At 68.1% G+C, this 16023-nt stretch carries 16 protein-coding genes; 7 read left to right on the top strand and 9 right to left on the bottom strand.

The window, feature by feature from the left end; genetic code table 11:
• Positions 1–147: 147 nt before the first annotated feature.
• A complete protein-coding gene (locus QMK61_RS06890; protein WP_302071396.1) occupies positions 148–702 on the top strand; it encodes a YaeQ family protein in 555 nt (184 codons plus the stop codon).
• Here QMK61_RS06890 and QMK61_RS06895 read toward each other — a convergent pair.
• Positions 655–2160, bottom strand: coding sequence for a PLP-dependent aminotransferase family protein (locus tag QMK61_RS06895; protein WP_302071397.1), 1506 nt, complete (start codon positions 2158–2160; stop codon positions 655–657). The two genes, QMK61_RS06890 and QMK61_RS06895, sit on opposite strands and share 48 nt — an antisense overlap.
• Positions 2161–2429: 269 nt before the next feature.
• Here QMK61_RS06895 and QMK61_RS06900 point away from each other — a divergent pair, with 269 nt between their 5' ends.
• On the top strand, positions 2430–4058 hold the full coding sequence (locus tag QMK61_RS06900) for an alpha/beta fold hydrolase (RefSeq protein ID WP_302071399.1): 1629 nt from the start codon (positions 2430–2432) through the stop codon (positions 4056–4058).
• Between the two features lie 79 nt (positions 4059–4137).
• Here the strand turns inward: QMK61_RS06900 and QMK61_RS06905 are convergent, their stop codons facing one another.
• Together QMK61_RS06905 and QMK61_RS06910 are read right to left on the bottom strand one after the other, a co-directional pair.
• A complete protein-coding gene (locus tag QMK61_RS06905; RefSeq protein WP_302071400.1) occupies positions 4138–4839 on the bottom strand; it encodes a hypothetical protein in 702 nt (233 codons plus the stop codon).
• A 435-nt stretch (positions 4840–5274) separates the two neighbouring features.
• Complete coding sequence (locus QMK61_RS06910) at positions 5275–6033, bottom strand: hypothetical protein (protein WP_302071401.1); 759 nt, start codon at positions 6031–6033, stop codon at positions 5275–5277.
• 213 nt (positions 6034–6246) lie between these two features.
• Here QMK61_RS06910 and QMK61_RS06915 point away from each other — a divergent pair, with 213 nt between their 5' ends.
• From QMK61_RS06915 to QMK61_RS06925, 3 genes are all read left to right on the top strand, one after another.
• Positions 6247–6606, top strand: a complete 360-nt coding sequence (locus QMK61_RS06915; RefSeq protein ID WP_302071402.1) for a helix-turn-helix domain-containing protein — start codon at positions 6247–6249, stop codon at positions 6604–6606.
• Positions 6607–6822: 216 nt separating this feature from the next.
• Entirely contained in the window at positions 6823–7140 is a 318-nt protein-coding gene (locus QMK61_RS06920; RefSeq protein WP_302071403.1) for a hypothetical protein, read from the top strand.
• On the top strand, positions 7137–7574 hold the full coding sequence (locus QMK61_RS06925; protein WP_302071404.1) for a putative toxin-antitoxin system toxin component, PIN family: 438 nt from the start codon (positions 7137–7139) through the stop codon (positions 7572–7574). The genes QMK61_RS06920 and QMK61_RS06925 overlap by 4 nt, the downstream gene beginning before the upstream one ends.
• Positions 7575–7627: 53 nt before the next feature.
• Here the strand turns inward: QMK61_RS06925 and QMK61_RS06930 are convergent, their stop codons facing one another.
• The 5 genes from QMK61_RS06930 to hutU all read right to left on the bottom strand — a co-directional run bounded on the left by QMK61_RS06930 (position 7628) and on the right by hutU (position 12622).
• Positions 7628–8527: a pilin gene (locus QMK61_RS06930; protein ID WP_302071406.1), complete on the bottom strand. Its 900-nt coding sequence runs from the start codon at positions 8525–8527 to the stop codon at positions 7628–7630.
• A 107-nt stretch (positions 8528–8634) separates the two neighbouring features.
• Positions 8635–9117, bottom strand: coding sequence for a hypothetical protein (locus QMK61_RS06935; RefSeq protein ID WP_302071408.1), 483 nt, complete (start codon positions 9115–9117; stop codon positions 8635–8637).
• 1052 nt (positions 9118–10169) lie between these two features.
• On the bottom strand, positions 10170–10517 hold the full coding sequence (locus QMK61_RS06940; RefSeq protein ID WP_302071410.1) for a type II toxin-antitoxin system PemK/MazF family toxin: 348 nt from the start codon (positions 10515–10517) through the stop codon (positions 10170–10172).
• Positions 10514–10765, bottom strand: coding sequence for an AbrB/MazE/SpoVT family DNA-binding domain-containing protein (locus QMK61_RS06945; protein ID WP_302071411.1), 252 nt, complete (start codon positions 10763–10765; stop codon positions 10514–10516). Before QMK61_RS06945 ends, QMK61_RS06940 begins: the two co-directional genes overlap by 4 nt.
• A gap of 186 nt (positions 10766–10951) precedes the next feature.
• On the bottom strand, positions 10952–12622 hold the full coding sequence (gene hutU, locus QMK61_RS06950; protein ID WP_302071412.1) for a urocanate hydratase: 1671 nt from the start codon (positions 12620–12622) through the stop codon (positions 10952–10954).
• A 230-nt stretch (positions 12623–12852) separates the two neighbouring features.
• Here hutU and QMK61_RS06955 point away from each other — a divergent pair, with 230 nt between their 5' ends.
• Positions 12853–13947, top strand: coding sequence for a catalase family peroxidase (locus QMK61_RS06955; protein ID WP_345783620.1), 1095 nt, complete (start codon positions 12853–12855; stop codon positions 13945–13947).
• A complete protein-coding gene (locus tag QMK61_RS06960; RefSeq protein WP_302071414.1) occupies positions 13944–14489 on the top strand; it encodes a cytochrome b in 546 nt (181 codons plus the stop codon). Before QMK61_RS06955 ends, QMK61_RS06960 begins: the two co-directional genes overlap by 4 nt.
• Positions 14490–14510: 21 nt before the next feature.
• On the opposite strand, the gene QMK61_RS06965 is transcribed toward QMK61_RS06960, so the two are convergent.
• The gene (locus QMK61_RS06965; protein ID WP_302071415.1) at positions 14511–15917 is read right to left on the bottom strand and encodes a GDSL-type esterase/lipase family protein; all 1407 of its coding nucleotides are present in this window, start codon (positions 15915–15917) and stop codon (positions 14511–14513) included.
• Positions 15918–16023: the final 106 nt, after the last annotated feature.

A 16023-nucleotide genomic window follows, 5' to 3' on the forward strand; every position in this document is an offset into this window, starting at 1 on the left:
AGGCCAGCATGCGCACGGTGGCCCCTGGCGTAGGCCTGTGGTCTTCGACGGCCTTGTGCCTGCCGGGCAGTCGTTCGCGGGCGCGTCGATCTCCCCTCCCGAAACGATGCCGCATAAAATGGCCGTTTCATGCGCGCTCGAGTCCCCATGGCCCTCACTGCCACCATCCACAAGGCCGAACTGTCGATCAGCGACATGGACCGGCACTACTACGCCACCCACGCGCTGACCCTCGCCCGGCATCCGTCGGAGACCGAGGAGCGCCTGATGGCGCGCCTGCTCGCATTCGCGCTGTATGCCGACGAACGGCTGGAGTTCGGCAAGGGGCTCAGCGACACCGACGAACCGGCGCTGTGGCGCAAGGCCTATACCGGCGAGATCGAGCTGTGGATCGACGTCGGCCTGCCCGATGAAACGCGCCTGCGCAAGGCCTGCAACCAGTCGCGGCATGTCGTGGTGCTGGCCTACGGCGGCCACGCCGCCGACGTCTGGTGGAGCAAGGTTGCCGGCACGCTCGCGCGCCACGACAACCTCAGCGTGCTCGCCATCGACCACGCCGACATGCAGCCACTGGCCGCCCTGTGCGAGCGCAGCATACGCCTGCAGTGCCTGGTCCAGGACGGCGAACTGCAGCTCATCGCCGGCGAGCTCACGCTACCGGTCCGCCCGGACATCCGCATGGGCGACTACGTCGCCGCCTGATTCCGATCCATCCGTCCAGCCAGCGGAATCGGCCACCGCCAGATAGGCTTCGGCGAGCCGGGTCGCGGCCCGCTTGAGGGCCGCCTCGGACACCCCCGCATAACTGAGCACCAGCGTGGCGTGGTCGGGCGGCGTCCGGTGGAAGCGCTCGGCGGAACGAATGCGCACGCCGCGCGCCAGCGCCTCGGCCACCAGGACCCCGGTGGCGCTGCACGGCAGCCGGGGCAGGCGCACGAAAAGCGACCCGCCCGCCACCGAGCCGCTCGCCTCCATGGCGCTGCCGAGGCGCGCCTGCAACGTGTCGTGCAGGGCCCGGTGGCGGGAAGCCAGGCGGTGCGCGATGCGCCGCAGGTCGCGCAGGTACTGGCCGCTGGCGATGCACGCGGCGAGCACGTGCTGCTGCATCGACATGCTGCCGCGGTCGGCCAGCCACTTGACCGCCAGGAACCGTTCGCGCAACGGGCGCGGCACCAGCATGTAGCCCAGTTGCAGCGCCGGGAACATCGAACGCGCGAAGCTGCTCACGTGGATCACCCGGCCATGGCGGTCCAGCGACCACAACGGCGGGGTCGTGCACACGCCGAAGCGGTGCTCGCAATCGAAGTCGTCCTCCACCAGGCAGGCGTCTTGCGCATAGGCCCATTGCAGCAGGGCCCTGCGCCGCTCCTCGGGCATGACCGTGCCGGTCGGGAACTGGAACGACGGGGCCACGCTGACCAGCCGCACGCCGTCCAGCGCCTCCGCATTTCGGTCGATGTCCATGCCGTGCGGGCCCACCGGGCACGGCACGACCCGCGCCCCCATCGCCTCGTAGGTATGACGAACGCTCCAGTGGCAGGGATCCTCCACGCCGACGCCGTCGCCCTCGTCCAGCAGGACGCGGGCGATGAGGTCGCGCGCCTGCTGGGCCCCGCTGACGATCAGGATGTCATCCGGGTCGATCTCGATCGCCCGTTCCACGCCCAGGTAACCGGCCACGGCCCTGCGCAGCTCGATGGCGCCCTGCAGCTCGGGAAAGTCGGGCGCGTCGCGGCGGCGCAGCAGCGCCATCAGGTGATGCACCCAGGCCTTCAGGCTGCGCGGGTCGGACTTCACGCGGGGCTGCGCGAGATCGATCACCTCCCCTTCGGGGGCGGGCGGGTCGGCCGCTGGCCCGGTGGGCAGCACGGCCCGCCGGGCCAGGCGGGACAACCGTGGACCTTCCGGTATCCCGACCTGCTCCTCCACGGGCATCCCGTACGCGGGCGCGCCTGCGGGGCGCGCGCTCACGTAGGTGCCACTGCCGGACCGGGACGCCAGGTAGCCTTCGCTCTCCAGTTGGTCGTACGCCATCAGCACGACCGTGCGGGAGACCCCCAGGGCGACCGCCATCGAGCGGCTTCCGGGCAGGCGCGCACCTGCCTGGAAGCGACCCGAGTCGATATCCCGCCGGATCGACCCGGCGATCCGGACATACATCGGTTCACCGTCTTGCCGCCCGTCCGCCATCCTGTCTCCCGGGGACGGATCGAAGTGGTCACATCGAAAAAGCCCGCGACCGGTCATTTACCGTCCTGCCTACCCTGAAGAATCATCATGCCACGGCAGGCAGGACGCCCACGTGCCCCCGCCGCCGCGACCGCCCGCTTCGGGCAGCCCAGCAAGGGAGAACACCATTGAGCATTCCAAACGACACCGGGCGGCGCCCCCGGCGGCCCAGTGCGCCCGCCTTCGCCCTGATCCTGGCCATGGCAACCGGCGGGGCCCTGGCGCAAGGCGCCGCGGGACCGCTCCTGGGCCTCGCCGGCAACCACCAGGTCGACGACCACTCGACCGACCCGGCCTACGCCAGGTACTACCGGCAAACCGTGGACTGGGGCGGCTGCCCACCCTCGCTGTTCACCGACGGCAGCACCATCCAGTGCGCCCTGGTCACGGTGCCTGTCGATTGGTCCGACCCAAGCCGGGGCGACATCACCATCGGCATCTCCCGGCCGCTCGATCCGCCGCCCCACGCCCGCCTGCTGCTGGTGAACACCGGCGGCCCGGACAACTCCAGCGCCTCCATGGCGGAGATGCTCGAGCAGTTGCAGCCGCAGGTCCAGGTCGACCACCTGGTGGTCGGCGTCGACCTGCGCGGCGTCAGCGACGGCCTCGGCACCCAGGTCAGCTGCGACTACGCGCCACGCAGCGGCGCCGAGAACTTCATGGATGGCGACAGCCGCAACCCCACGGTCGAAAGCGTGCAGGCGCAGCAGGACTGGTGGAACCGCTCGATCGACGCCTGCCTGCGGCAGCACGCGACCTTCCTCAGGAACATCAACACGCCCAACCACGCGCGCGACCTGAACCTGGTGCGCGCCGTGCTGGGCTTCCCGCACGCCGACCTGCTGGGCGTGTCCAGCGGCACCAGCCTCATGGCCTACGCCAGCCGCATGTTCCCTGACCGGTTCGAACGCGTGGCGCTCGACAGCAACATGGACTGGGTGCACCTGGACTGGCAGCGGCAGGCGTTGCGGCGGATGGCGATGGACCAGCTCAACCTGCAGCAGGCGTTCATCCCGTTCATCGCCCGGCATGACGACCGCTTCCATATGGGCACTACCCCCGCGCAAGTCATGACCACCTTCCAGCGGATCTACGAGGCCACGTCCCAGCACCGCATGGGCAGCGTGACGCCGGACCAGGCGCTGGGTGCGCTGGACGGCACCGGCATGTGGGTCTTCTGGGACCTGCTCGTATCGCCGTCGCTGAGTGCGATGTCCACCGCGCTGGACGGGAACCCGGCCGACATCGCCAACGCCGAACAGATGGCCGCGATGACCTACGCCGACCTGCGCACCCAGTCGAGCTTCAACCCCATGGCCGACGTCCTCCAATGCAACGACTCCGGCTCCACCGACCCGCGCAGCATCGCGCAGAAGATCAAGGACGTGCGCAGGTATTGGGCCATCGGCGCCTCCACCCTGGTGGACAAGTGCCAGCACTGGCCGTGGCGGCCGGCGCTCGACCGCAAGCTGGAGTCGCGCACCAAGGTGCATGCCCTGATGGTGCAGAACGAGTTCGATCCGTCCACGCCCTACTCGGGGGCGCTCAAGGACCGGCGCGAGAACAGCCCCGCCGCGCGCATGGTGCTGGTCGACAACGCCGCCACCCACGCCGCCATGTTCGATGACAACGCCTGCACTGCCAACGCCGAGTTCGCCTACCTGAACTTCGGCGCCATGCCGGCCAGGGACGTGATCTGCCAGGCCAAGCCGATGCACTCCTTCACCATGCAGGACACCGTCACCTACGAATACGGCCACCCCGCGACGGGACCAGGGCTGCCGCCGGTGCCGGACATCCACCAGGTGAGCTGGGTGCTGGTGCCCTAGCCTCGGTCGATGATGCAAGGCCGCGCCCGGCCGGAGCCAGAGTCGACCTGGAACCGCACTCTGGCCCTGGCCGAGGCGCCTACATCGGATGCGCCGCGGCGGGTGTGCCGTCGGACCAGGTGGCGACGCCGACCAGCAGCACCGACAGCGGTGGCAGCCTGGCGGCCTCGGCCTGGTGGTCCGCCGCATAGAACCAGTAGTTGCCGCCGAAGACGGGCGAGCCGGGCACGTTGGCGCCCCAATCGGCACCGTCCCTGAAGGGGACGTAGAACATGACGTGCGCCATGTCGTGGCCGCCATCGTCCGACAGGTAGGAAGCTTTCGACATCATGTAGCACATGGCGCCCGGCTCCAGCGGCGGGATTTCCCCGCTGCGCAGGGCGGCTCCGATGCGCCGGGCGATCTCGGCGTCGGTGCGGCCGGCAAGCGTCATCGCGGTGCGGAGCCTGGCGATCGGGGTGACGCTGCGCGCGGCCTGCGGATTGTCGCAGCCAGCGGCACGGATCTTCGGGTTCCACCGCTCGGGCCAGTCGGGGGCGCCGCTGAAACTCCGCGCGACCCAGCAGACGAACCCGTTGGTGCCGGTGACGGCGGTTTCATAGCCGGTGCGGGTCAGGACCAGGACGGTCGCATCCCTGGAAACGGAACCGGGCGCGGCGCTCCTGGCCAGGGCGATCTCCCGGGCACGGTCCATCAGGTAGGCATCGACGGGGGCCATGCGCGGATAGGCCTCGGCCGCACCCGCAACGGCGCTGGCGAAGGCGGACAGGGCCAGGGCCACGCATGCCGTCCGCCTGGCGGCAAGCCCGCCGATGGACTTCGCTCCCGCCGTTCTCCGCGCGGCCCGGACAGCGCCACCGTCGTCGTTGCCAGACAGGCCTGGGGATAGCGTCATATGCATGGTCGTACCCGCCCGTGGAGCCGCTGCGCTGTTCGGTTCGTGATTCCGGTGCGCGTGCGCCACCTCGGCCGCGACGTGCCCCTCCCGACTGCTCATCCAAACGACGAGCGGGGCTTGCCGGGATCGACATCCCCGGGCAGCCCCATCTCGCGCGAGGGTTATCGCGTGCCGAGCGCCATGGGGGCATGGAGAAGCGCCGACCCGCGGTGTAACCGGCGACACGGAATGGCTGGACGCGACATGGCCCCGGCTGCCTGCAGGCAACCGGGGCCATGCATCAACGCACCGGACGCCGGCGTCGCGGCCGGCCGGCGCTCAAGGTCCCGCTGGAATGGCGCGTGGCCGCGGTACCTGGCCCGCCCGGGCCGCGGCCCATGGCGGAAGCCCCTTGCCGACGGCCGGACCGGGGACGGGGAAAGGCATCACCGTTCCGCCTGCATGCAGGCGGCGACCACGCGACGATGCGGTGTCGGGCAGGCATGCCGGCGGGGCATCGTGTGGCAGGTAGGTGGCCCGCTCCTCGCCCACCCTGGCGTGCGGGCCGCGCGCCGGCCCGAGCCGCTGCGACGTCACCTCGCGGACGATCGCGAACATGGCCCGCGCGTCGTTGAAGATGGCATGCCCCAGCATGGGCAGCGTCTGGCTCGTCAGCTCGGCGTCGTCGCTGGCCGTCACCACGTCGCCGTGCGCCGTGATCATTCCGATCAGCTGGTCCAGCCGGTCGACCTGGTCCAGGGTGACGCCGAACACATAGCGGCCACCCGCACCGCCAGGCACCGGCCCCGCGTTGCCGGGTTCCCCGTCCGCCGTGGACGCAGCCTCCTCTTGCCGCTGCGCCGGCCACGACATGTCGTCCAGCACCATCCCCAGCTGCTCCGCCAGCAGCTCCAGGCAGATCGCCACTTCGCCCATGTTGATCTCGGGGAGCCCCTCCAGACTCGCATCCGGCGTCCGCGGCTGCGCCAGATGCGACAGGAACTCGACATACTCGCGCACCCTCTTCAGCCGGAACTGGCTTTCCTCCGGCAGGAAATAGCCCATCGCATCCGGGTCTTCCGATTCGATCATCGACATATTCGCCTCCTCGTTCCATGAAGTGCCGTGTACAAGCCCCGCCCTCGGCAAGGGCTCCTGTCCCCCGCTTTCCATGGCAACAATGCAACTTGAACGTGGCAATGTCAACAACCATAAATGGCCAGCACGCAAGCGCGCGTGCGCAACAATGGGCCGCACGTGCCGGGCACACCACACGCAGGCACACGGGACGACGCGACAACAGGAGTCTGGATGGCCGCACCCTACGAGCACTTCGCGGAACGCCTGCGAAAGGCGCTGGACCGGTCCGGTTTCGAGCAGGGACGCAGCAGGACAGGCGCGCTGGCCCAGCGCTACGCGGTATCGCGGGAAACCGCGCGCAAATGGCTCACCGGCCTCGCCCTGCCCGAGCTTCCCCGCATCATCGAACTGGCCAAGGACTTCGACGTCAGCCTCGAATGGCTCGCCACCGGGCGAGGTGCCATGGCCCCGGGCGTCGGCGAAGCGGGCGCCACCTACCGCCGCCTGACCGACAACGAAGGCCACCTGCTCGACGTGTTCCGCAAGCTGCCCGAATCCAAGCGGCAGTTGCTGGTGAAGTTTCTTTCCTGAAAACGGCAGGGCGGCGCGATCACAACACGGGATAGCGCCGCCATCGCGATGGATTCATCGGCCGGCAGTCACGCAGCATGGGCGAAACAGAACATCCGCCCGCGAAAGCATCTTTGATGCCGCACGTCGAGCGGGCATCGAGCGAATCCGGCGACAAGCTTGCAGTCGACGGCAACGCGACCTAGAGTAAGGCATCCTTACATCAGGCCTCGCCTCATGCTCGCCAAGCTCACCAGCAAGAACCAGCTGACGCTGCCCAAGGCTGCGGTCGAGGCCGCCGGCAACGCCGAGTATTTCGAGGTGGAGGCGCGCGCCGGGCAACTGGTGCTGACGCCCGTGCGCATCCAGCGTGCCGATGCCGTGCGCGCCAAGCTCGCCGCGCTGGAGCTTGGCGACGAGGATCTCGCCGCGGCGGTCGCCTGGGCACGCCAGGCCGGCCCGACGCGCCGCGCCGCGCGTGTCGCGGAGCCGCGGGCCCGTTACGACACGAAACCGCCGCACCCAGGCAAGTCCGCGCCGCGGCGCAAGCCGTGAGCCCGCCCGCACGCGGCACGCCGCGCTGGGTACTCGACACCAACGTCGTGCTGTCGGCGCTGATCCGTCCCGGCGGCGTCAGCGGCCGGCTGCGCCTCGCCTGGCAGGCGGCCCTGTGCGTGCCGCTGGTCAGCCGTGCCACGGCCGCCGAGCTGATCCGCGTGCTCGCCTATCCCAGGTTCAAGCTGACACCCGACGAACAGCACGACCTCCTCGCCGACTACCTGCCGTGGACGGAGGCCTTCCGCATCCCCGAGTCGCCGCCCCGCACGCCGCCGTGCCGCGACCCGCACGACCTGCCGTTCCTGCAACTGGCGCTCGCCGCGAAAGCCGATGCGCTGGTCACCGGCGACGCCGACCTGCACGTGCTCGCACCGCTGCGCGGCCTCGCCATCCTCACGCCGGCGCAGGCGGTCGAGCGGTTGTCATCGTGACCGTTCGACGGTGACCAGGCCATCCACCGTTTCGACATCCGGGGCAGCGTTTGTCATTGGCCGAATGTCGATTCGGCCCAAGATGGAATCCGGCAAGGGCGGGGAAGGTATTTGTCGTCGATGTCCGGACTCGCACAATGCCATGCCACGGCCTTGTCGCCACGCACTGCAATCGACATCACGTGACGACCGCGGAGGTGCTCGTCGACGGATGCGCCATCGAACTTCAGGATGATGCTTCCCTTGGCGACCTCGATTTCACTCGTGTGCAGGCCGGCCAGATGGACCGGTGGTGGCAGGCCCAGGGCCTCGTTGTCTTCAGGCAGGACACCGTTGTCGCGCAGATAGGTTTCGACCGCGGCTTTTTCCCCGGCAACGGATGACAAGGCCTCAGCCACCTGCTTGCGCGCCCCATCGGCCCGGTGAAACGAAACGGCGATCCACGCCAGCGGCAGCATCACGGCCGCCCCGCCCAGAGCCTGGAAAACCGGCCACCGAACCGCGCCCCGAGGTGCCGGCCTTTCATCGCCGACACGATCGGTCGAGCGCCACGCGTTTCCGCGCGCGGTGCCACAGCGTTCCGCAGGCGAAAGGGCGAGCATCATGCACGCCACAGCCACAAGCAGGAGAACACCACTGAGCCCCGTGAGCACCGAGACCAGCACCCAGAACGCTACCGGGCTTTCGTCACGGGTGAAGCAGACCACGTGCCGGGAATGTCGTCCCACCGCGCACGCCACGCCATCCAGACCCCTGGCAACGACGTAGGCATAGCCACCGACGAAAAATATCAGGCCCGCAAGCGCCATCACGAAATGCGACAGCTTCTTCAGGGCACCGCTTTCCGGAAAGAAACGGGCCCATGCGAGCCAGACGATCACACCGAGCGCGAAGACCAGGACCGCCGCGCAAAACGCCACATTCGAGTTCGCAAGACGCGTCCAATGCTCCATGTGATGACCTCGAGCAGCCTTCGGCAAGGATAAAAGAAAACGAAGGAAACGGGATGCGTCCAGCCAACATGATTCAATCGGAACCCATCCATCCGCCTGCCTGCTTCTCAATTCGCCAGCAACGCCTTGCTGGTCTTTTGCAGCCAATCTGAAATTCCAATCTTTACTGCATCCACATCACCTTGCCCCCGCAACTGGCGCTGGATAGTCAAGCGCGTAAGCTTTCCATCGCTCAGAATGATTGCATCGCCATCCACGGTGTCGAAAGAGAAAACGGTGCCATCCTTGGAAATCTTGCGGCGCCTTATGGAAACAACCATGTACGAGCCCGGAGAAATGCGCCGTATGGAAACAAGTACGGGCTGCTCGATCGACATGCTGGCTCGCCCGGAAGCGGAGGACGATGCTTCCTGGATCAGCTTGCGAACGCGTTGCTCATACGCCGTTTTATCTTTGTTCCATAGTGATGCAACATTTTTCCATTGCCGTTCTGTCGCAGCATAGAGTTGGTCGACGCCAGCCACAGTGAAAGGCCCCGACGCCCCCTGAGAAAGGGTAATGGCAAACGCTGACTCCTTGGGCTTTTCCATTCCATGCACGGATGCCTTCTCAACGGAGGCAAAGCACCCGACAAGTGTCCCGGACGCTGACGCGGCACGTTTCATCGTGACCAATAGCTGGCTATCGGGTGCGCACGCGCTTAGACCTTGTGGAGCTGGTATGGCCATATCGGCCGACCGAGCAGACAACGAGAACAAAGCCAAAAAAAGCAGGCCGCCAATAGAAATATAAAACCTCACGTCACGCGCGCTCCTATTCAGGCCCGGCCAAGCACAGGGATCAAAATTGACTTTCTGCAAAGCAAAGCTCCAAGCGGCGACACACACGTGCGCGAGCCATGGCTGATCACGGGTGGTTCCACCTTGGCTTTAGAAAGGCTTGGAAAGAAGCGGCCCCGATCCACTTAGTTTTGGGTCATGCCAACTTTCACATACGCAGATAAGTGAACCTGACCCCGTTTTGCGTTGCATGGGAACCTCCAGGGTGCGATCAAAGTATCGCTTCCTGGCCTCCGCTCTGGCGGGGCAGGTTCAGGCTTGGAAAGAAGCGGCCCCGATCCACTTAGTTTTGGGTCATGCCAACTTTCACATACGCAGATAAGTGAACCTGACCCCGTTTTGGACTTACCCTTTCTTCGCCAGTTCGTCAGCCACCAACTGGAACGCGTCCAGCGCCGTCTGCAGGTTCTCCACGGTATCAGCAGCGATTTCTCGTGAGCCTGCTCGGCCACGCCGCTGAGCATGACACCGGCTTCTTGGCTTCGATCACGCCGCAGGCGTACCACCGACGAACAGCAGGTAGTCACACGGGCCGGCGCTGGTGGGGAACTCGCGCACAGCCACACCTTCGGCCGCATTGCGGTTGAAGTCAACCATGCCCTGGATGGTCCAGCCGCCGCCTGCATCAGTGCATCGATGTGCTCCCTTGCCTGTCGTTCCGGCGCCAATGGCGACATTGTTTCCCCTCAAGCAACGGACTCTAGCGCGACCCGCCGGGCAAACAAGCAACAGTAGTTGTCATAATGCCCCCGCGTTGCTTCGTCGGCCGGAGTGCAGCGGTGAATACCGCGCAACCCAGTAATCTACTCTAGGATTGACCGCACCGCGTCTAGCGCCTCCTCTACCAAGGACGCAGGTGCCTTCTCCACCCGTTTGAACGCGCGCGCGCGGGCGTCGATGGTGCGGGTCTGGTCGCACAGCACCACGCCTTGCGTGCGCGTGCCGCTGCCCATCAGGGTGACGCTGAAGCCGGTTTCGCGCGATGCGCTGCCGCCCTGCGTGATGGGTGCGACCAGCAGCAAGCCAGAAGCCTTGTTGAAGGCGTCGGCGGAGAGCACCAGCACCGGCCGCGTGCCGCGGATTTCATGCCCCTTGGTCGGATCGAGGCTGAGTTCGAGGATGTCGCCGCGCGCGGGCACACCGCGGCTCACAGCAGCTCGCGCCCGGCAGGTGCATCTTCAAGCGAAGCTTGGTCGCGATGCCATGCGGCCGGGGATTTGGGGCTTTGTGCCAATCGATCCGCCAGACTGCGGCGAGCCGGTGTCACCGACAACTTGCGGCCCTCAACCGCCAGCTCGACGACCGACCCGGCTTCGACCGCCATGGTCTGGGCAATGCTCTTGGGAATGGACAGGATGATAGAACCACCCGATTGGCGCAGGGTTGCGGCACAGGACATGGTGTTTCCCTCAAGTTTTACTGTTGTAAAACTTTAGCATTTACATCCCACTCTTGCAACGGCACGGCGGCATGGCTCGAGGCCGGGCCGCCGCGGAAAATCGGGACGGCTGCCCGTCAAATCGCGAGCACCTTGCGCACTGTCTTCGGCGCTGCCGCAGCACGTGCGGCAGCGCCTTGCGGGTCATCAAACCATCGGCAACTTCAACCCCTGCTCCTTCGCGCACTCAACAGCAATCTCGTACCCCGCATCCGCATGCCGCATCACGCCGGTACCCGGATCGTTCCACAACACCCGCGCAATGCGCTTGTCCGCCTCGGCGCTGCCGTCGCACACGATCACCACGCCGGCGTGCTGGCTGTAGCCCATGCCCACGCCGCCGCCGTGGTGGAAGCTCACCCAGGTGGCGCCGCCGGCAGTGTTGAGCAGCGCGTTGAGCAACGGCCAGTCGGACACGGCGTCGCTGCCGTCCTTCATCGCCTCGGTTTCGCGGTTCGGTGACGCGACGGAGCCAGAGTCGAGGTGGTCGCGGCCGATCACCACCGGTGCCTTCAGCTCGCCCTTGCGTACCATTTCGTTGAAGGCGAGGCCGAGCTTGTGCCGCTGGCCCAGGCCCACCCAGCAGATGCGCGCTGGCAGGCCCTGGAAGCTGATGCGCTCCTTCGCCATGTCCAGCCAGTGGTGCAGGTGCGGGTCGTCGGGGATCAGCTCCTTCACCTTCTGGTCGGTCTTGTAGATGTCCTCCGGGTCGCCGGACAGCGCCACCCAGCGGAACGGGCCCACGCCGCGGCAGAACAGCGGACGCACGTAGGCGGGCACGAAGCCGGGGAACGCGAACGCGTTGTCGCAGCCTTCGTCCTTCGCCATCTGGCGGATGTTGTTGCCGTAGTCGAAGGTGGGGATGCCCTGTGCGTGGAACGCCAGCATCGCTTCCACGTGCTTCTTCATCGATTGCTTGGCGGCCTTGGTGGTGCCGGCCGGGTCGCTCTTGCGGCGCTCGGCCCACTGCTCCAACGTCCAGCCCTGCGGCAGGTAGCCGTTGACCGGGTCGTGCGCGCTGGTCTGGTCGGTGACGGCGTCGGGCTTGACGCCACGGCGCACGAGTTCGGGCAGCACGTCGGCGGCGTTGCCGAGCAGCGCGATGGATTTCGCTTCGCCGGCGGCGGTGTACTTGGCGATGCGCGCCAGCGCATCGTCGAGGTCCGTGGCCTGCTCGTCCACGTAGCGGGTCTTCAGGCGGAAGTCGATGCGGCTCTGCTGGCACTCGATGTTGAGGCTGCACGCGCCGGCGAGGCTGGCTGCCAGCGGCTGCGCGCCGCCCATGCCGCCGAGGCCCGCGGTGAGTATCCAACGCCCTTTCAGCGAACCGCCGTAGCTCTGCCGGCCCATCTCCACGAAGGTTTCGTAGGTGCCCTGCACGATGCCCTGCGAGCCGATGTAGATCCACGAGCCGGCCGTCATCTGGCCGTACATCATCAGGCCCTTTTTATCCAACTCGTTGAAGTGCTCCCAGTTCGCCCAGGCCGGCACCAGGTTGGAGTTGGCGATCAGCACGCGCGGCGCGTCCCTGTGCGTGGGGAACACGCCCACCGGCTTGCCGGACTGCACCAGCAGCGTCTCGTCGTCGCCCAGCTTGCGCAGGCTGCGCAGGATCGCGTCGAAGCATTCCCAGTTGCGCGCGGCGCGGCCGATGCCGCCGTACACCACCAGCTCCGCCGGGTTCTCCGCCACCTCGGGATCGAGGTTGTTCTGGATCATGCGGAACGGCGCCTCGGTGAGCCAGCTCTTGCAGCTCAGCTCGGTGCCGCGCGGCGCGCGGATGGTGCGGGTGGTGTCGATGCGGGTGGGGGCGTTCATGGCGATCTCCGACAGGACAGACCGTGAGTATACGGCCCGACCGAGGGCACGACCTCAGGCATCGACCATGCGCCGCAACATGCCCGCGCCGGCGCGCAGCGGCCGTGTTCCGCGCCAGCGTACGCAAGGAGAAACCGGCATCGCATTCGGTTCCAAGCGCTGCATGATGCGATGTAACCGCGCACCGTGTTGGCGCGAAAAGCCCTCCATCGACATCGTGAGGAGGCGACGTGACGCAACCCGTATCATCCCGAAAATATCGCCATGGCCGCTGGCTCCGCTGGGCGCCCGTCGTCGCCGTGCCTGCCGCCTTCGCGCTCGCCTTCGGCTACGCCGGCGGCTGGCTGGCGCCGCACCGGCTCACGCCGAAGCGGCTGATCGACCAGTTCCAGGCCAACGCCGGCGTGCATCCCGGCTACCGGCGCAACCATGCCAAGGGCGTGTGCGTCAGCGGCTATTTCCAGAGCAGCGGCCAGGCCGCGGCGTATTCGGTGGCGCAGGTGTTCACGCCGGGGCAGCGCACGCCGGTGGTCGGCCGCTTCGCGATCCCCGGCGGCAACCCGTATGCACCGGACAGCAGCGTGCCGATCCGCAGCATGGCGCTGCGCTTCACCCAGGCGGACGGGCAGCAATGGCGCACCGGCATGAACAGCATGCCGGTGTTCCCGGTCGCCACACCACAGGCGTTCTACGCGCAGCTGCAGGCGGGTCAGCCCGACCCGGCCACCGGCAAGCCCGACCCGGCGAAGCTGGCGGCGTTCTTCGCGGCGCACCCGGAAACGGCGGCGTTCCGCGCCTGGGCCAGGACCGCGAAACCCTCGGCCAGCTTCGCCACCGACAGCTACTGGGGTTTGAACGCATTCGAATTCGTCGATTCCGACGGCACCCGGCACGCGGTGCGCTGGCAGATGGTCGCGCAGGCGGCCGCCGACGGCGCGACGCCCCCGGACAACCCGGATTACCTGGACGCCGACCTGCGCCGGCGCCTGGCACAGGGGCCGCTACGCTGGACATTGCGGGTGACCCTGGCCAACCCCGGCGACCCCACCGACGACGCCACCAGGGCCTGGCCCGCCGACCGCACGACGATCGACGCCGGCACTCTGGTGCTGCAGGCCACCGAAGCGCAGGACAGCGGCCCCTGCCGCGACATCAACTACGACCCGACGGTGCTGCCGGACGGCATCGCCATCTCCGACGATCCGCTGCTGCCCGCGCGCTCGGCCGCCTATGCCGATTCCTACCTGCGCCGCACTAGCGAGGAAGCGCACCTGCCGGGTGCTGCCCGCCCATCCGCGAACACGCAACCGGAGGCACGCCGATGAAGACCACCCCCGGCATGTTCGCCCTGCCCGCCCGCATCCTGCACTGGCTGATGGCCGCGCTGATCCTGGCGATGCTGTTCATCGGCGTCGGCATGGTGGCGTCGGTATCCGAACGCCACGCGTGGCTGCTGCGCATCCACAAGCCGCTCGGCATCGCGATCCTGCTGCTGGCCGTGGTGCGCCTCGCCGTGCGCCTGCGGCATCCGCCGCCGCCGCTGCCGGCGGACCTGCCGGCGCCGCAGAAGCTTGCCGCGCACGCGTCGCACTGGCTGCTGTACGCGCTGATGATCGCGATGCCGCTGGTCGGCTGGGCGATGCTGTCGGCCGGAGGCTACCCAGTGATGCTGAGCGAATCGCTGCGTCTGCCGCCGATCGTCCCGGCCAGCGCGACCGCGTTCGCGATCCTGCGCCACCTGCACGGCTGGCTGGCGATGCTGCTGTTCCTCACCTTCCTCGCGCACCTGGGCGCGGCGCTGTACCACGGGCTGATCCGGCGCGACGGGGTGCTGGCGAGCATGCTCGGCGGAACGCGCAAGTCGTGACGCGGCCGCGGTAGCGGAATCTCAGTGGCAGCCCTGCGGCGGCTGCAGCTTCGCGTGGAACAGCACGTCGTAGGCCAGCGTGCCCATCACGGCGTAGCCGCGGTCGTTCGGATGCAGGCCCGCGTCGCCCGCGCAGACGGTCGCCATGCCGACCGGCAGCGGCGACTGCTTCGCGACCCGCGGCGGCGGCGTGTACGCGCCCGCCACGGCGCTGGCGAAATCGACCACGCCATCGAACGTGCCTGAGTGACGTATCCATTCGTTGAACTGCAACCGTACCGCTTCCCGCTGCGGGCTGTACCAGTCCTCCACCCCGGCGAACGGCGTGACCGTGCCGGCGTAGATGCGCAGGTGGTGCCGGTGGGCGACGTCGGCCAGCATGCGCATGGATGCGATCAGGTCGCCGGCCGATGCGCCGTTCGGATAGCCGGCGGCATCGATGCCACGGTTGATGTCGTTCGCGCCGAACAGCACGACCACGTCGGTGACGCCGGGGCGGTCGACCACGTCGCGCAGGAAGCGCTTCAGGCCCGAAGCGCCGGCGCCGGGCGCGCCGATCTGGTCGGTGCTCAGCTCGTCGGCGCTGATGCCGGCGTTCACGACCGCCGCCGCGTCGCCGTGACGCTGGGCGAGGCCGGCCAGCACCGCGGGCCAGGTCGTGCCGGGTGCGCTGGCGAGCGCGCCGTCGGTGATCGAGTCGCCGAACGCGACGATGCCGCGCGTGTCCGCCGGCGCCTCGACCTCGACGCCAGCAAGCAGATAGACGTGGTCGCCATCCGTGCGGGGCAATGTTTTCGCGACGGGGCGTTGCGCCAGCGACGGTTGCCGCGTGGCGTCGCCGTCGACCGCGTACGTGGTGTGCGCCTGCTCCATCGGATGGACATCGGCGAGCTGGGCCGGCTCGTCGAAATACAGGCTGACGACCACGTTCGACAGCGCCGGCACGCGCAGCGCGACCGGATCGCTGACCGCCTCGCTGCCGGGCGCGATCGTGACCGCGGGCTTTCCGCCGTCGAAGCTCAGCGGCCGGTCGCTGCGGGGATCGATCGCGGACAGGTCGCCGGCATCGCCGGCGCCGAGCGCGATGCGCGCGGCGCTCACGGTGAGCGGCACACGGCCGTAATAGTTCGACAGCCGGATGCGCACGCGCCCGCCGCCGGCGCTCGCGTTCACGCTCTGGCGCAGGGTCAGGTGATCGACGGTGGGCGCGCGCACGAGCGGCTGTCCGTAGGCGTCCGGCACCGGCTTGCCGTCGCTGCCGGTGACCTGCTTGAACCGCGACGTCATCGCCTGCCCCCAGGTGGCGACCCACTTCTGCGCCACGGGTTTCGCGGGAGCGGCGCAGGCCGGGAACAGCAGGCACCCCGACAGCAGCGCCGCCAGCACGACGGCGAACCGCGCATGGGTATTGCGAACTGCGTGTGTCATGCGTGCCTCCTCGGGAAACGAACGGGTCGCCGCCCGGATCGTTCGGCAGCCCGCCGCCGCTTGTCAATGCGGCGGACCATCGCCGCGGCGCGAAAGGCCGGTGCCA

The organism is Fulvimonas sp. R45 (assembly GCF_030504985.1).
Taxonomy (GTDB): domain Bacteria; phylum Pseudomonadota; class Gammaproteobacteria; order Xanthomonadales; family Rhodanobacteraceae; genus Rhodanobacter_A.

What these genes read in the sequence shown, in the direction of transcription:
- QMK61_RS06890 (WP_302071396.1), top strand. Translation starts at nt 148, where the DNA reads ATGGCCCTCACTGCCACCATCCACAAGGCCGAACTGTCGATCAGCGAC.
- QMK61_RS06895 (WP_302071397.1), bottom strand. Translation starts at nt 2,160, where the DNA reads ATGTATGTCCGGATCGCCGGGTCGATCCGGCGGGATATCGACTCGGGT.
- QMK61_RS06900 (WP_302071399.1), top strand. Translation starts at nt 2,430, where the DNA reads ATGGCAACCGGCGGGGCCCTGGCGCAAGGCGCCGCGGGACCGCTCCTG.
- QMK61_RS06910 (WP_302071401.1), bottom strand. Translation starts at nt 6,033, where the DNA reads ATGTCGATGATCGAATCGGAAGACCCGGATGCGATGGGCTATTTCCTG.
- QMK61_RS06915 (WP_302071402.1), top strand. Translation starts at nt 6,247, where the DNA reads ATGGCCGCACCCTACGAGCACTTCGCGGAACGCCTGCGAAAGGCGCTG.
- QMK61_RS06920 (WP_302071403.1), top strand. Translation starts at nt 6,823, where the DNA reads ATGCTCGCCAAGCTCACCAGCAAGAACCAGCTGACGCTGCCCAAGGCT.
- QMK61_RS06930 (WP_302071406.1), bottom strand. Translation starts at nt 8,527, where the DNA reads ATGGAGCATTGGACGCGTCTTGCGAACTCGAATGTGGCGTTTTGCGCG.
- QMK61_RS06935 (WP_302071408.1), bottom strand. Translation starts at nt 9,117, where the DNA reads ATGGAAAAGCCCAAGGAGTCAGCGTTTGCCATTACCCTTTCTCAGGGG.
- QMK61_RS06945 (WP_302071411.1), bottom strand. Translation starts at nt 10,765, where the DNA reads ATGTCCTGTGCCGCAACCCTGCGCCAATCGGGTGGTTCTATCATCCTG.
- hutU (WP_302071412.1), bottom strand. Translation starts at nt 12,622, where the DNA reads ATGAACGCCCCCACCCGCATCGACACCACCCGCACCATCCGCGCGCCG.
- QMK61_RS06960 (WP_302071414.1), top strand. Translation starts at nt 13,944, where the DNA reads ATGAAGACCACCCCCGGCATGTTCGCCCTGCCCGCCCGCATCCTGCAC.
- QMK61_RS06965 (WP_302071415.1), bottom strand. Translation starts at nt 15,917, where the DNA reads ATGACACACGCAGTTCGCAATACCCATGCGCGGTTCGCCGTCGTGCTG.